10 protein-coding genes and 1 tRNA gene are annotated in these 15,713 nt (G+C 64.0%); 7 read left to right on the forward strand and 4 right to left on the reverse strand.

Features of this window, described 5'->3' with window-relative positions:
• Window positions 1-108 precede the first annotated feature (108 nt).
• The 3 genes from gltB to pyk are packed head-to-tail and all read left to right on the forward strand — an operon-like array spanning window position 109 to window position 7,735.
• The gene (gltB, locus tag J5251_RS14120; RefSeq protein WP_208574280.1) at window positions 109-4,737 is read left to right on the forward strand and encodes a glutamate synthase large subunit; all 4,629 of its coding nucleotides are present in this window, start codon (window positions 109-111) and stop codon (window positions 4,735-4,737) included.
• Window positions 4,730-6,196, forward strand: a complete 1,467-nt coding sequence (locus J5251_RS14125) for a glutamate synthase subunit beta (RefSeq protein ID WP_208574282.1) — start codon at window positions 4,730-4,732, stop codon at window positions 6,194-6,196. Before gltB ends, J5251_RS14125 begins: the two co-directional genes overlap by 8 nt.
• A gap of 60 nt (window positions 6,197-6,256) precedes the next feature.
• Window positions 6,257-7,735, forward strand: a complete 1,479-nt coding sequence (pyk, locus tag J5251_RS14130; protein WP_139003663.1) for a pyruvate kinase — start codon at window positions 6,257-6,259, stop codon at window positions 7,733-7,735.
• Window positions 7,736-7,800: 65 nt separating this feature from the next.
• On the opposite strand, the gene J5251_RS14135 is transcribed toward pyk, so the two are convergent.
• The gene (locus J5251_RS14135; RefSeq protein WP_169994733.1) at window positions 7,801-8,394 is read right to left on the reverse strand and encodes an ANTAR domain-containing response regulator; all 594 of its coding nucleotides are present in this window, start codon (window positions 8,392-8,394) and stop codon (window positions 7,801-7,803) included.
• A 149-nt stretch (window positions 8,395-8,543) separates the two neighbouring features.
• Here J5251_RS14135 and J5251_RS14140 point away from each other — a divergent pair.
• Window positions 8,544-8,625, forward strand: a tRNA-Leu gene (locus tag J5251_RS14140).
• A 338-nt stretch (window positions 8,626-8,963) separates the two neighbouring features.
• Window positions 8,964-9,314 (forward strand): hypothetical protein, encoded by a 351-nt coding sequence (locus J5251_RS14145; RefSeq protein ID WP_208574284.1) that lies wholly within the window; start codon window positions 8,964-8,966, stop codon window positions 9,312-9,314.
• 259 nt (window positions 9,315-9,573) lie between these two features.
• Here J5251_RS14145 and J5251_RS14150 read toward each other — a convergent pair whose 3' ends face one another.
• Together J5251_RS14150 and J5251_RS14155 are read right to left on the reverse strand one after the other, a co-directional pair.
• Window positions 9,574-10,275 (reverse strand): SCO1664 family protein, encoded by a 702-nt coding sequence (locus J5251_RS14150; protein ID WP_208574286.1) that lies wholly within the window; start codon window positions 10,273-10,275, stop codon window positions 9,574-9,576.
• Between the two features lie 13 nt (window positions 10,276-10,288).
• Window positions 10,289-10,948 carry an MSMEG_4193 family putative phosphomutase gene (locus tag J5251_RS14155; RefSeq protein WP_208574288.1) on the reverse strand — a complete coding sequence of 220 codons (660 nt, stop codon included), beginning with the start codon at window positions 10,946-10,948 and terminating at the stop codon, window positions 10,289-10,291.
• 96 nt (window positions 10,949-11,044) lie between these two features.
• Between J5251_RS14155 and J5251_RS14160 the strand changes: the two genes are divergently transcribed.
• Window positions 11,045-12,433: a magnesium chelatase gene (locus J5251_RS14160; RefSeq protein ID WP_208574289.1), complete on the forward strand. Its 1,389-nt coding sequence runs from the start codon at window positions 11,045-11,047 to the stop codon at window positions 12,431-12,433.
• Window positions 12,434-12,460: 27 nt separating this feature from the next.
• Window positions 12,461-14,464, forward strand: coding sequence for a vWA domain-containing protein (locus J5251_RS14165; RefSeq protein ID WP_208574291.1), 2,004 nt, complete (start codon window positions 12,461-12,463; stop codon window positions 14,462-14,464).
• Here J5251_RS14165 and ligD read toward each other — a convergent pair.
• The gene (ligD, locus tag J5251_RS14170; RefSeq protein WP_208574293.1) at window positions 14,459-15,697 is read right to left on the reverse strand and encodes a non-homologous end-joining DNA ligase; all 1,239 of its coding nucleotides are present in this window, start codon (window positions 15,695-15,697) and stop codon (window positions 14,459-14,461) included. The genes J5251_RS14165 and ligD overlap by 6 nt on opposite strands.
• Between the last annotated feature and the right edge of the window lie 16 nt (window positions 15,698-15,713).

Consider the following 15,713-nt stretch of genomic DNA (forward strand, 5'->3'; position numbering starts at 1 on the left):
AGGTCATACAATTTCCAGTACTAAAGTACGGCTTCGTGCAAGCTGCCGTGCTTCGGGGCCAACGGCGTCCCCTTCTCGAGTTCCACTTACGGGAGAAGGAAAACCGTTATGACTCCTCCGTTCAACGGATCCAGTACACCACGCAACTTCGGCGGCGGGAATGGCAGCGCGCAGGTCGCTTCGCCGTTTACCCGTTTCGCCGCCTATCCTGAACGCGCGGGCCTCTACGACCCCGCCAATGAGAAAGATGCCTGCGGACTGGCAGTTATTGCCACCCTGCGCGGCGAACCCGGCCACGACATTGTCGATGCAGCCCTGACCGCCCTGCGCAACCTCGAACACCGCGGTGCGGTGGGCGCGGACGAAGGTACCGGGGACGGAGCGGGATTGCTCACGCAGATCCCGGACGAGTTCTTCCGTGCCGTGACCGGATTTGAGCTCCCGAGGGCCGGCGAGTACGCCGTTGGAACTGCCTTCCTCCCGAACGAAGAGTCGGAAGCCGAGGTAGCCCAAGCCGGACTGGAATCATTGGCCGAAGAAGAAGGCCTCGTGGTCCTGGGCTGGCGCGAAGTCCCGATAGTCTCGGACCTGGTTGGCGCCATGGCACGGGCCTGCATGCCACACTTCGTGCAACTGTTCCTGGGGATGGATCCCCGCGGCGGCACGGACGCATCGGAACTCGACGCCAAGGTCTTCCGCGTCCGCAAGCGTGCGCAGAACAAGTTCGGCGTCTACTTCCCGTCCTTGTCGTCCAAGACCATTGTGTACAAGGGCATGCTGACCACCGCGCAGCTGGAGCCGTTCTATCCGGACCTCTCGGATAGCCGCTTTAAGACCAAGCTGGGGATTGTCCACTCCCGCTTTTCCACCAATACGTTCCCATCGTGGCCGCTGGCCCAGCCGTTCCGCACCATCGCGCACAACGGTGAGATCAACACCGTCAAGGGCAACCGGAACTGGATGCGTGCCCGCCAGTCGCAGTTGAGCAACCCTGTGCTCGGGGACATTCCCGAAGAACTGTTCCCGATCTGCACTCCCGGGGCCTCGGATTCGGCTTCCTTCGACGAGGTCGCCGAGCTGCTGATGCTATCCGGCAAGCCGATCACCCAGGCCATCATGATGATGATCCCGGAGGCCTGGGAAAACCACACCACCATGGATCCGGAGCGCAGGGCGTTCTACCAGTACCACTCGATGCTGATGGAGCCGTGGGACGGTCCGGCAGCGGTGTCGTTCACCGACGGCAAGCTCGTCGGCGCGGTGCTCGATCGCAACGGTCTTCGGCCGGCCCGTTACTGGGTCACTGAGGACGGCCTCGTGGTGCTCGCCTCCGAAGTCGGCGTCGTCAACATCGAACCGGAGCGAGTAGTCAGGAAAGGCCGGGTGTCGCCGGGCAAAATGTTCCTCGTCGACACCGAAGCCGGCCGCCTGATCGAGGATCAGGAGATCAAGTCCGAGATTGCCGCGGCGAACCCGTGGGGCGAATGGGTCAAGGACAACATGATCCGCCTTGAGGACCTGCCCGAGCGCGAACACGTGGTCCACACCCCGGCGTCAATCAACCGCCGCCAGCGCACCTTCGGCTACACCCACGAAGAGCTGCGGATCCTGCTGGGTCCGATGGCGCGTACGGGCGCGGAACCGCTGGGCGCCATGGGAACCGACACCCCGATAGCCGTGCTCTCCAAGCGGCCGCGGCTGCTGTTCGACTACTTCGTGCAGTCCTTTGCCCAGGTCACCAACCCGCCTCTCGATGCCATCCGCGAAGAGCTCGTCACGAGCATGCGAGGGTCAATCGGCCCGGATGGCAACCTGTTGGCCACCGGCCAGGTCCGTGCGAAGCAAGTGGCGCTGAAATTCCCGGTCATCAACAATGATGAGCTGGCCAAGATTACTGCGCTCGAAACCGATGAGGGCGCCAAGGCCGCGCTGAAAGTCCGCGGCCTGTACCGTCCCGACGGCGGCGAGTCGGAACTGCGCGCCCGGCTGCAGGAGATCTGCGAAAAGGTCTCGGCTGCCGTCAACCGCGGGGTCAAATTCATTATCCTTTCCGACCGCGATTCGAATGCCCAGTGGGCACCGATCCCGTCGCTGCTGCTGACCAGCGCGGTTCACCACCACCTCCTCAAGAGCGCCAACCGCACTAAGATCTCCCTGCTGGTTGAGGCAGGTGACGTCCGGGAGGTGCATCACGTTGCCGTCCTGATCGGCTTCGGCGCCTCCGCGGTCAACCCCTACCTGGCGATGGAAAGCTGCGAAGAGTTGGTCCGCAACGGCGACATCCAGGGCGTGACCGAAGCCGAGGCCGTCTACAACCTGATCAAGGGCCTGGGCAAGGGCGTCCTGAAAATCATGTCCAAGATGGGCATTTCCACCGTCGCGTCTTACTGCGGCGCACAGACCTTCGAAGCCCTTGGCCTGGCGCAGAGCCTGGTCGACCAGTATTTTGCCGGTACCCAGTCCCAGCTTGGCGGCGTGGGCCTTGATGTCATCGCGGCCGAAACCGCGGCACGGCATGCACAGGCCTACCCGAGCGACGGAATCGAGGATCCCCACCGCTCACTGGAGGTTGGCGGCGAGTACCAATGGCGCCGCGAAGGACCGCCGCACCTGTTCAACCCGGAGACGGTTTTCCGGCTGCAGCACTCCACGCGTGAGCGCCGCTATGACATCTTCAAGGCCTACACTAAGGGCGTGGATGACCAGTCCAAGGACCTGATGACCCTGCGCGGGCTGCTCAAGTTCAAGACGGGGAACCGTCCGGCCGTCCCGCTGGAAGAAGTCGAACCGGTGTCCAGTATCGTCAAGCGGTTCTCCACCGGCGCGATGAGCTACGGTTCCATTTCCAAGGAAGCCCACGAGACGCTGGCCATTGCCATGAACCGGCTGGGGGCCAAGTCCAATACCGGCGAGGGCGGCGAGGACGAGGACCGGCTGCTGGACCCGGAGCGCCGCTCCGCCATCAAGCAGGTCGCTTCCGGCCGTTTCGGTGTCACGAGCCTGTACCTGACCAACGCCGACGACATCCAGATCAAGATGGCCCAGGGCGCCAAGCCCGGCGAGGGCGGGCAGCTGATGAGCCAGAAGGTCTACCCCTGGGTAGCCCGGACACGGCACTCGACCCCCGGTGTCGGGCTTATTTCCCCGCCGCCGCACCACGACATCTACTCCATCGAGGACCTGGCGCAGCTGATTTACGACCTTAAGCGGTCCAACCCATCTGCCCGTGTGCACGTGAAGCTGGTGTCGGAGGTCGGAATCGGCACCGTGGCCGCTGGCGTAACCAAGGCGAAGGCCGACGTCGTGCTGATTTCCGGGCACGACGGCGGAACCGGCGCCAGTCCGCTGAACTCGCTCAAACACGCCGGTGCTCCCTGGGAGCTAGGGCTGGCCGAGGCACAGCAGACACTGATGCTCAACGGTCTGCGGGACCGTGTGGTTGTCCAGGTTGACGGCCAGCTCAAAACCGGCCGGGACGTCGTGATCGCGGCGCTGCTCGGCGGCGAGGAATTCGGCTTTGCCACCGCACCGCTGGTGGTTTCGGGCTGCATCATGATGCGGGTCTGCCACCTCGATACCTGTCCTGTAGGCGTGGCCACCCAGAACCCGGAATTGCGCTCCCGGTTTACCGGAAAGCCGGAATTCGTTGTGAACTTCTTCGAATTCATTGCCGAGGAGGTCCGCGAGATCCTGGCCGAACTGGGCTACCGCAGCCTGGACGAGGTTATCGGCCATTCCGAGCTACTTGATGCCGGCAAGGCCATTGATCACTGGAAGGCCGATGGGCTGGACTTGGATCCGATCCTGCGCGGCTACCGTTTTGATACCCACTCGCCGCTGCGCAACACGACGCAGCAGAACCACGAGCTGGACAAGCATTTCGACAACCAGTTGATCGCGATGAGCGCCGAGGCACTGACCAACCGGGCGCCGGTGCGGATCAGCCTGGACATCGTCAACACCGACCGTTCGGTGGGGACCATGCTCGGCCACGAAGTCACCAAGCGCTTCGGCATCGACACTCTGGCGCAGGACACGATCGACGTAACCCTGAATGGTCAGGCCGGCCAGTCGCTGGGCGCCTTCCTGCCCGCCGGCATCACGCTGCGCTTGCTGGGCGATTCCAACGACTATGTGGGCAAAGGCCTCTCCGGCGGACGGATTATCGTCCGTCCGGATCGGGGCAACGTGTTCCCGGCTGAACGCAACGTGATCGCCGGAAACGTGATCGGCTACGGCGCCACCAGCGGCGAGATGTTCCTCCGCGGCCAGGTGGGCGAACGGTTCCTCGTTCGGAACTCAGGTGCTACCGCCGTCGTCGAAGGCATTGGCGACCATGGCTGCGAGTACATGACCGGTGGAACTGCACTGATCCTGGGGCGAACCGGCCGAAACTTTGGTGCGGGCATGTCCGGCGGTGTCGCCTTCGTGCTGGAACTGGACCGGGCACGGCTGAACAAGCAGAGCATGGACAACAAGGAATTGCTGCTGCTTCCGCTGGACGCCGAAGACCGCGAGACCGTTGGCGCGCTGATCAAGCAGCATGCGGAGGAGACCGGTTCCCGGTTGGCCGAGCAGCTGCTGCAGGATCTTGACGCGACCATTTCACGCATGACCAAGGTGCTGCCGCGGAACTACTCGGCTGTGCTGGAAACCCGGGCTACCGCTGAATCCGAGGGACTCGATCCCGACGGCGATGTTGTCTGGTCACGAATTTTGGAGGTTACCGGTGGCTGATCCACGCGGATTCATGAAGGTACGCGAACGCCAGACCCAGCCGAGGCGACCGGTCCCGGTCCGCATCATGGACTGGAAGGAAGTGTACGAGGCACAGGAAAAAGGCGTACTGAAGGCCCAGGCCGGCCGCTGTATGGATTGCGGCATCCCGTTCTGCCATCAGGGCTGCCCGCTGGGGAACCTGATTCCGGAGTGGAATGACCTCATCTGGCGCGGCAAGGGACAGGAAGCGATCGAACGGCTGCACGCCACCAACAACTTTCCGGAATTCACCGGGCGGTTGTGCCCGGCCCCGTGCGAGTCGTCCTGTGTCCTGGGGATCAACCAGCCCGCGGTGACCATTAAGCAGGTTGAGGTTTCCATCATCGACGAGGCCTTCGACAACGGCTGGGTCACCCCGCTGGCGCCGGAGCGGTTGACCGGACAGACCATCGCCGTCGTCGGCTCCGGCCCCGCCGGCCTGGCAACTGCCCAGCAGCTGACCCGGGCCGGACATACTGTCGCGGTGTACGAGCGCGACGACAAGGTCGGCGGTCTGCTGCGTTACGGCATCCCGGACTTCAAGATGGAGAAAGACCATCTGGAGCGTCGGCTGGAGCAGATGCTCGCCGAGGGTACCCGGTTCCGCACCGGCATCGAGATCGGCAAGGATGTCAGCTGGGAGCAGCTGCGCCGCCGGTACGACGCCGTGGTGATCGCTACCGGCGCCACCGTGCCACGGGACCTGGCCATCCCCGGCCGGGAGCTGGACGGGGTCCACTTCGCCATGGAGTATCTGGTCCAAGCCAACCGGGTGGTGGCAGGGGAGAAGGTGGAGAACCAGATCGATGCCCGCGGCAAGCATGTGGTGATCCTCGGCGGCGGCGACACCGGGGCGGACTGCCTCGGTACCGCCCACCGCCAGCACGCTGCATCGGTCACCACGCTGGCCATCGGAAAGCAGCCGCCGGCCGAGCGAGCCGCGCACCAGCCATGGCCGACGTTCCCCACGCTGTTCGAAGTAGCCAGTGCCCACGAGGAAGGCGGCGAGCGTACCTACCTTGCTTCCACGGTTGAATACCTAGGCGACGACGAAGGCAAGCTGCGCGCTTTGAAGGTTGCGGAGACCGAATTCGTGGACGGCAAGCGCGTGCCCAAGGCGGGGACCGAACGTGAAATTCCGGCGGACCTGGTCTTCCTGTCCCTCGGCTTCACCGGTCCGGAACCGGCAGGTATCGCCGAACAGGTGAAGGCAGAGTTCGACAGCCGCGGCAACGTGGTCCGGGACGGTTACTACATGACCAACACGGACGGCATCTTCGTGGCCGGTGACGCAGGCCGCGGCCAGTCACTGATTGTCTGGGCGATCGCCGAAGGCCGCGCGTGCGCCGCCGCCGTCGACAAGTGGCTGACCGGGCAGACTCGGCTGCCCGCGCCGGTGGCTCCGACCGACAGGCCGATAGCCGCACTGCCCATGTAATGAACCCGGCTGTACGCTGTGGATACGCCCATAACTGCATGAGAGAACTAGGCTAGGTTTATGAGACGAGCGAAAATAGTTGCAACTTTTGGTCCTGCTATTTCCAGCTACGAAAGCACCTTGGAAGTCCTCAAAGCGGGCGTTGACGTTGCCCGCATGAACATGAGCCATGGCGACTACAGCGTGCATCAGGGAACTTACGAAAATGTGCGCCGCGCCGCGGCCGAGCTGGGCAAACCTGTTGGCATCTTCGCTGATCTCCAGGGACCCAAAATTCGGCTCGGCCGCTTCGCGGACGGCCCGCATGACCTGAAGGTGGGGGACACCTTCACCATTACCACCGAAGACATCGAAGGCACGGCCGAGCGGTGCTCGACCACCTTCAAGGGCCTGCCTCAGGACGTCAACGCGGGAGATCCGCTGCTGATCGACGACGGCAAAGTTGCTCTGCGAGCCGTGAAGGTCACGGACACCGAGGTCGTCACCGAAGTGACCGTGGCAGGCGCCGTCTCTAACAACAAGGGGATCAACCTGCCCGGTGTCGCGGTCAACGTGCCGGCGCTGAGCGAGAAGGACGAAGCGGATCTGCGCTGGGCCATCCGCACGGGCGTAGACATGGTGGCCCTTTCCTTCGTGCGCAATGCAGCGGACGTCCGCCGCGTGCACGAGATCATGGACGAAGAAGGCCGGCGTACTCCAGTCATCGCCAAGATCGAAAAGCCCCAGGCCGTGGACGCGCTGGAAGAGATCATTGATGCCTTCGACGCCATCATGGTGGCCCGGGGCGATCTCGGCGTGGAGCTGCCGCTTGAGGACGTGCCAGTGGTGCAGAAGCGTGCCATCGAACTGGCCCGGCGTTGGGCGAAGCCGGTGATCGTGGCCACCCAGGTGCTGGAGTCCATGATTGAGAACCCGAGGCCTACCCGTGCCGAGGCATCCGACTGCGCAAATGCCGTTCTGGACGGCGCGGATGCGGTCATGCTTTCCGGCGAGACCAGCGTGGGCGCGTACCCGCTGGAGACTGTCAACACAATGGCCCGGATCATCGAGTCCACCGAGCAGCACGGCCTGGACCGCGTTCCGCCGCTGGGTAGCAAGCCCAAGACCCGCGGTGGCGCCATCACGCGTGCCGCAGTCGAAATTGCGAACCAGTTGGACGCCAAATATCTCTGTACCTTCACGCAGTCCGGGGACTCGGCACGCCGGCTTTCGCGCTTGCGTCCGGGGCGGCCGATCTTCGCCTTCACCCCGCTGCAGTCCACCCTGAACGTCATGTCACTGATCTGGGGAATCCAGCCGCTGCTGGTGGAGTTCGTCGAGCATACGGACAAGATGACAGCCCAAGTTGACCGTGTGCTTTACGAGAAAGGGCTGGTGGACGTTGACGACCTGGTTGTCATCGCCGCCGGTTCCCCTCCCGGAAAAGCCGGATCGACCAACTCGCTCAAGGTTCACCGTGTAGGCGACCTCGCAGACGCCGGTGAATTGCTCAACGGCTCGAACCCCCGGCACGAGAAGGTCGGTCCCTGGCCCAGCTAGGAACCGACAGCATTTGAAACGCCAGTGGCCGGTCCATTCAGGACCGGCCACTGGCGTTCGCGGGGCTAGTTGACCTGGTTGATGATGGTTTCGGCGACTTCGCGCATGCTCAAGCGGCGGTCCATGGAGGTCTTCTGGATCCAGCGGAAAGCCTCGGGCTCGGTCAGGCCCATCTTGGTGATGAGCAGGCTCTTGGCCCGCTCCACGAGCTTGCGGGTGGCGAACTGCTCCTGCAGGTCGGAGACCTCGGACTCCAGAGCCTTGATCTCCTGGTGGCGGGAGAGCGCAATCTCGATGGCTGGCACCAAATCGGCGGGGGTGAACGGCTTGACCACATAGGCCATCGCGCCGGCGTCACGTGCCCGCTCGACCAGTTCCTTCTGGCTGAAAGCGGTCAGCAGCACCACGGGGGCGATGCGTGCCTTCACAATCTGCTCTGCCGCGGTAATCCCGTCCATGACAGGCATTTTGACGTCCATCAAGACCAGATCCGGCTTGAGCTCGGTGGCGAGCTCGACGGCCTTCTCCCCGTTGTCGGCTTCGGCAACGACGTCGAACCCTTCGCCGCGCAGGATTTCGACAATGTCCAAGCGGATCAGAGTTTCGTCTTCGGCGACGACAACGCGGCGTGTGGGGGTGGACTCGGTTTGCTCAGACACTGGTACTCCTCGATGAGTTTTGTAACCCTTTTGCTGCGGTTCTCGGAAATAGCCTATCGGCATGTAGAGTAGATTCGCGCACTCAAGGAGCATGACAGTCTTCACAAAAGCCTGTTGACCGCTGGAGAAGTTACGGCGGGGTGTTCCAAGCCCGAGTGGCGGAATTGGCAGACGCGCTGCACTCAAAATGCAGTATCGAAAGGTGTGTGGGTTCGAGTCCCACCTCGGGCACCGGTAGCCAGTAGGGCCCCTTCTCTTGTATTCCAAGGGAAGGTGCCCTGTTGATTTTGGCACCGAGACGAGACGTTCCGATGAGGCTTGTTGGCCGTGGATGGCGGGGTCGTAACTTGTTCGGACATGGTTGAAGCCCTTAGGCCTGTCTGTGACTTCACCTAAGGTCCATGCCGACGTCAGGGATGTTGATGGAGCCGCCAACGGCTGATGTAACCTTTGATGCGAATTGGATCGACCATCTTTGCGGCGATTCTCTGCGTGTAGACGTACTCCTTGCGACGGGCAACTGACTGCGGCAGGCTGGGTCAGGGACCAACAATGACAGGAGTGGGCAGATGAAACATGAACCAGCAATTCCGGGGATCCGCGAGGTTGTCCGGGAACTCACGGATGATCTGGGACCGACTATGGTCTCTGCCCTGGCCGGCGACCGAGTCCGGCTAACCGCTGACGACTGGGTTATGGAAGAAGGCCCGGAGCCTGATGAAGAGGAGGCGGAACGTCTCCGGTTCGCCTACGACCAGTGGCAGTTGCTGGCTGCACAGGGAGCTGACCGTGCCCGGGCCTGGTTTATCGGAGACAACCCGAGGCTCGATGATGATTCTCCGGTGATGGCTATCCACGACGGCCGGTTCGATGACGTGAGGAACGCAGCGCGTGCATTCCTGGAGGAAGGCCGGCGGTAAACCTCAGAACGGTCTATCACTAGTAGGGCAGACGGCGGCGCGGTAGTTAGAGATGTCGCGGCCAATGAAGTTCCCGCTGCCCACCCGGTGCGCTAAGCCAAGCTTGGCCCAGACCACCGAAGCTGATGACCGCCGAACAAACGGTGCTTCACGGTTCCGGTTTCGTTGTGATGTCATGACCCAGGGCGCTCCGGCCACTCCTTGCCCGGTGAGCGGAGGCATAAACCCGGCGTCGCGCGGTGGCGCCCCCGGCACTCCGCTACACGAGCGGCCACGGGTAACGCATGCCGGTGTCGTCGACCGGCAGCACTCTCTCACGCAGCAGTCGCTTCACCCGAAGCCGCAGGGCGGCAACCTCCAAGTCGTCGAGGAGTTCGGCTACGTCGGGAGGCACAGCTTGTGCGAGCGGGGCGATGTCATCCAGCAGAGCGTCCGGGATAGGTTCGCCGGCGAAATCCCAAATCACGGTGCGCAGTTTGAAATGTGCCGCGAAGCATAGCCCGTGGTCGATGCCCCATACCCGTCCGTCGTTGCCGCGCAGCACGTGCCCGCTTTTACGATCAGTGTTGTTGGCGATGCAATCGAACAGTGCGATCTGCGCAAGGCAGTCATGGGTTTCCGCTGATTCTGCATAGAGCGTGAAGTAATGCTCACTCTGGTCGTTCTCGACGAACCACTGTAGTGACCCGACGCCCAAGGGAGAGTCCTCGCGGATCACCGTCGGCGGTACTATGCCCCACCCCAGATACTCACTCAGCAGATAAGCCGCACGTTCCCGCCGGTAGAGCCCAGGCTCAAAATCGGACAGCGGCCGTTCCCCGGCCTCCGGCTTGTAAATCGCCCACGCCGAATCCTCCCGGCAGGAGACTTGGACGAGGAACGTCGCGTTGCTGCTGCGCAGGATACGTCCGAGCATCTCGATGCGGCCCTCGGCGAGCAGTGTCAGCTGCTGTCCGGACACAGTATGTTCCTCTTCACGGGGTCCTCAGCCCGCTCAGTGATTCCAGAGTCGAGTTCACCATGAGTACAGCGGGCGCCTGACCCTCCACATAGGAGATGACCGAGACCGAACATGGGCTGATAACGATCCTCTGGAAGAGGTCCAGGTGGGCGCCCAGGGCGTGGGCAACGGCAGCCTTGATCGGGTCAGCGTGGGAGAAGCAAACGACGACGCCGCCGGCGTGGGCGGCGTATAGCCCTTCGAGGGTGCCGACCATCCGTGCCTGCATTTGCGCGAAGCTTTCCCCGTCCGGGAAGCGGAAGGTTGACGGAGTGTGCTGTACGGTCTGCCACTGCGGCAAACGCGCCAGCTCGGTGAGCGCGGCTCCGGTCCACGCGCCGAAGTCACACTCGATCAGTCCCGCGTGCTCGTTCACCTTGAGCCCGGTGCTGGCTGCCGTCGGCTCGGCAGTCTCGCAAGCGCGCTCCAGTGGTGAGGAGTAGATGCCGTCAATCGGAAGAGCGGAGAGCCGCTCCGCGACCTCTTGGGCCTGGACCCGGCCCCCGTCGGACAGGTGCAGTCCGGGGGCAAGCCCGGGCAGCACTGTGCCCGTCGTGGGCGTCTGCCCATGGCGCACCAGAAGGAGCAGGGTACTCGGCGGTTTTGCTGGCGCCGATGGTGTTGTTGCAGTCATCAAAATCCAGCGTATGCGGTTCCAGGGTCTGACGCGCTGGAATCATGAGAAAGTCGGATGCTCGATTCACAGCAGTTCGAGGACTACCTTTGAGGTGTGAGTGATCGTCCCGAAATCTTCACCGTTGGTGAATTACGTGCAGCCGGCCATGTCCACAAGGACCTGCGCCACGAGATCCGCGGCAACCTGCTCGCCGCGCTTGCCGCAGACCGCGATCCGTGGCCCGGCTTGTTCGGTTTCAGCCGCACAGTGCTTCCCCAGCTTGAGCGTGCCTTGATCGCCGGCCACGACGTTGTCCTGCTCGGCGAGCGGGGACAAGGCAAGACGAGGCTCCTGCGCACCTTGGTCGGGCTCCTCGACGAGTGGTCTCCGGTGATCGAGGGATCGGAACTGAACGAACACCCGTACGAACCTATGACCGAGCAGTCCCGCGCCCGTGCCCTCACTGAAGGCGACCGGATGCGTGTGGCCTGGCGGCACCGCTCGGAACGCTACGTCGAGAAGCTCGCCACCCCTGACACCTCAGTCGCCGACCTTATCGGCGACGTCGACCCCATGCGGGTAGCCGAGGGACGCCGGCTTGGGGACCCGGAAACCATCCACTACGGCCTCGTCCCGCGCTCCAACCGCGGCATCATCGGCATCAACGAACTGCCCGACCTTGCCGAGCGCATCCAGGTCGCGATGCTCAATGTCATGGAGGAGCGCGACATCCAGATCCGCGGCTACGTCCTGCGGCTGCCCCTCGATGTGCTCGTCGTCGCGTCAGCGAACCCGGAGGACTACACCAACCGCGGCCGGATCATTACTCCACTGAAGGACCGCTTCGGCGCCGAGATCCGCACCCATTACCCAATCGAGCTGGAAGACGAGGTTGCAGTCATTGCGCAGGAGGGCCGCCTGGTCGCCGACGTTTCGCCCGTCATCCTCGAAATCCTGGCCCGCTACACCCGTGCGCTCCGTCAATCCCCTGCGGTTAACCAAAGCTCCGGTGTTTCGGCGCGGTTCGGCATCGCGGGCGCCGAGACGGTCGCCGCGGCAGCGCTGCGCCGGGCCGCGGTACACGGGGAAGACGAGGCAGTCGCCCGGATCGTCGACCTGGAGAGTGCAATCGATGTCCTCTCAGGCAAGATTGAGTTCGAATCGGGTGAAGAGGGGCGGGAGCGAGCCGTCCTCGATCACCTCGTGCGCACGGCCACAGCCGAAGCTGTGCGGATGCACTACCGCGGCATCGATTTCGGGCCGCTGGTTGCTGCGCTCGACGGCAACACGACCGTAACCACCGGGGAAGAAGTCACCGCGCGGGAGTTCCTCGCAAACCTCCCGGCTCTTGACGGATCCGACCTGTACGACCAGATCGGCGCGCGCCTGGGCGCGAAAAACGAGGGGCAGCGCGCTGCCGCCATCGAACTTGCCTTGGAGGGTCTTTTCCTCGCCCGGCGGATTTCCAAGGAGTCCGACGACGGGGAGACGATCTACGGTTAGGAATCAGGACTAGGAACAGGCACCATCATGAGCGCTCACCACCGGTCCTCCCGGTACGGCCGGTACACGGGCGGACCCGATCCGCTCGCCCCGCCGGTTGATCTTGCCGAGGCGCTTGATGCTGTCGCCGAAGACGTCATGGCAGGCTACTCGCCCCGGCACGCCCTGCAGGAGTTCCTGCGCCGCGGCGGCCGCGACCGGGAAGGGCTGGACGATCTCGCCGGCCGTGTTCAGCAACGCCGACGAGACCTGCTGAGCCGCCACCGGCTGGACGGCACCCTCAGCGAAGTCCGGAAGCTTCTCGACACCGCCGTGCTGGAGGAACGCAAGCAGTTGGCCCGCGACGCCATGATGGACAACACAGGCCGCGCATTCCGGGAGATGCAACTGCAGAATTTGCCCTCTTCCACCGCCGCTGCGGTCAACGAGCTCGCCTCCTACGACTGGCAGTCGAGCACGGCACGGGAGGCCTATGAACGGATCAAGGACCTGCTGGGCCGAGAGGTTCTTGACCAGCGGTTTGCCGGCATGAAACAGGCGCTCGAGAATTCCACCGACGAAGACCGCGAAGCCGTGAACGGCATGCTGTGCGACCTCAACGAGCTGCTCGACAAACACCGGCGCGGCGAGGACACCGACGAAGACTTTCAGAGGTTCATGTCTGAGCACGGCAGCTTCTTTCCGGAGAATCCCCAATCGATCGAGGAGCTGATCGATGCCCTGGCCCAGCGGGCTGCCGCGGCGCAGCGGCTCCTGCAATCCATGTCGCAGGAGCAGCGCGATGAGCTAATGCGTCTGTCGGCCGAAGCGTTCGGCTCGCCGGAATTGATGACGCAGCTCAATCAGCTCGACGCGAGCCTCCGTGCCCTGCGCCCCGGTGAGGACTGGACAGGATCAGAACGCTTCGAGGGGCAGGAAGGGCTCGGGCTGGGCGACGGCACCGGAGTGCTCCAGGACATCGCCGAACTCGACGAGCTCGCCGAACAGCTCTCCCAGTCCTACAACGGATCACGCCTCGATGATCTGGACTTGGACGCCCTCGCACGCCAACTTGGTCAGGATGCGGCCGTGTCGGCCCGCGCCCTCGCGGACATCGAACGGGCGATGCAGGACGGCGGTTATCTGCGGCGCGGTGCCGACGGCGACCTCCGGTTGTCGCCCCAGGCTATGCGGCGGCTGGGGAAGTCGCTCTTGCGGGACACTGCCAAGCAGCTCTCCGGCCGCCAGGGACGCCGGGATACGCGTGTCGCCGGGGCTGCGGGCGATCAGACCGGTGCCACCCGTGAGTGGCAGTTCGGGGACGCCGAACCGTGGGACGTCACTCGCACCATGACGAACGCGATCCGCCGGACGATGGCCGACGGCGGCGATCCGAGCCGTGGCTTGCGCCTTGGAGCAGGCGATATCGAGGTGGCGGAAACGGAGGCCCGTACACAGGCCGCCGTCGTCCTGCTCGTCGATGTGTCGTTCTCGATGGCTGCCGAGGGACGCTGGGTGCCGATGAAACGCACGGCGCTCGCCTTGCACCAACTCGTCTCAACCCGTTTTCGCGGAGACCGGCTGCAGCTGATCACCTTTGGCCGTTACGCGCAGTCCATGGACATAGGCGACCTCACGGCCCTGCCGGCGTTGCGGGAGCAGGGAACAAACCTGCATCACGGCCTGCTGTTGGCCAATCGCTTTTTCCGGCGGCACCCTTCAATGCAGCCCGTCCTCCTAGTGGTGACGGACGGCGAACCGACTGCGCACCTGCTGGCCGAGGGCGAGGCGTGGTTCTCCTGGCCGCCCGACCCGGAGACAATCCGCGTAACCGTCGCCGAACTCGACCGACTTGGACGTGCCGGCACCCAAGCCACGTTCTTCCGGCTCGGCGACGACCCAGGGCTCGCGCGGTTCGTACAAAATATGGTCCGCCGCGTCGATGGCCGGATCGTCGCTCCAGAGCCGGCGGATCTCGGTGCAGCCGTTGTTGAGGAATACCTCCGCGCCCATTTCCATGGCACCTACGACGACACTGATTGGGGTTTATAGACGCCCCGGCCACTCCTTGCCTGCCCACGGGTCGTAATCAGCGATGAGCTCCTCCTGCGCGGGACGTTCCGCTTCGGGGACGTGCTGCAGGTTGACCCGCACCCTGTACCAGAGCGAGCTCGATCCGCGCATTCCGTCGACGAGCACATCTGCCGGGTGCAAGGCCTTGACAAGGTCGGCATGCCGACTCTTCCACTCGTCGAGCGCAGCGAGTGCCTCGGGCTTTGTCTTGGTGCGTGCCACCTCGATGAGCGGCATCATCGACTGCCGGCGGCCGGAGCCGTCGCCGCCGCGTGGCGGCTTCTCGGCGGGGCCGAGCTCGGCTCCCAAGGCGAGAAGGCGGTCAAGTGTGCCGACCACGTCGTCGATACCAGCGTGAGGATCTCCCAGCTCGGTGAACCGCTCGGGCACCGTGCGCACCGTGAATTGTTCGGGCCGGGCGGAGCGGACCTCGTCCCAGGCGAGCGGCGTCGAGACGCGGGCATCGGGCAGGGGGCGGATCGAGTATGCCGACGCCACGGTGCGGTCCTTGGCGTTCTGGTTGAAGTCGACGAACACGCTCTCGCCGCGCTCTTCCTTCCACCACCGCGCGGTGGCGAGGCCGGGAGCGCGGTTCTCGACCTCGCGGGCGAGGGTCTCGGCGGCGAGCCGCACGTCGCGGTACGACCACTTCGGCGCAATGCGCACCAGAATGTGGAGTCCGCGTGACCCGCTCGTCTTCGGCCAACCCACTAGTCCCACGTCGTCGAGCACCTCACGCGCTACATACGCGACGTCGACGATCTGTGACCAGTCGACACCCGGCATCGGATCGAGGTCGACCCGGAGCTCGTCGGGGTGCTCGAGGTCCTCTGCGCGTACAGGGTGCGGGTTTAGGTCCAGGCAACCAAGATTCACCACCCAGGCCAAGCCCGCGGCATCCCGGATGACGGTCTCTTCGGCTGATGTCCCCGACGCATAGTTCAGGGTTGTTGTGTCGATGAAATCGGGGTGGTTTTCTGGCACGCGCTTCTGAAAGAAAGGCTCCGCGTCGATGCCCTTCGGGAAGCGCTTGAGCACCATCGGGCGGCCGCCGGCGCCGCGGAGCGCACCCTCCGCGACGGCGAGGTAGTAACGAACCAGGTCGAGTTTCGTCAGCCCGGGCTCGGGGAAAACCATCTTGTCCGGACTGGAGATACGGACCTCGGAGCCGGCGATGGTGAGGATCTCGGCCGGGGTCTTCGACGGCGTCATTCCCCCACGCTAGCAA

It is taken from the genome of Arthrobacter crystallopoietes, from assembly GCF_017603825.1.
Classification (GTDB): domain Bacteria; phylum Actinomycetota; class Actinomycetes; order Actinomycetales; family Micrococcaceae; genus Crystallibacter; species Crystallibacter crystallopoietes_B.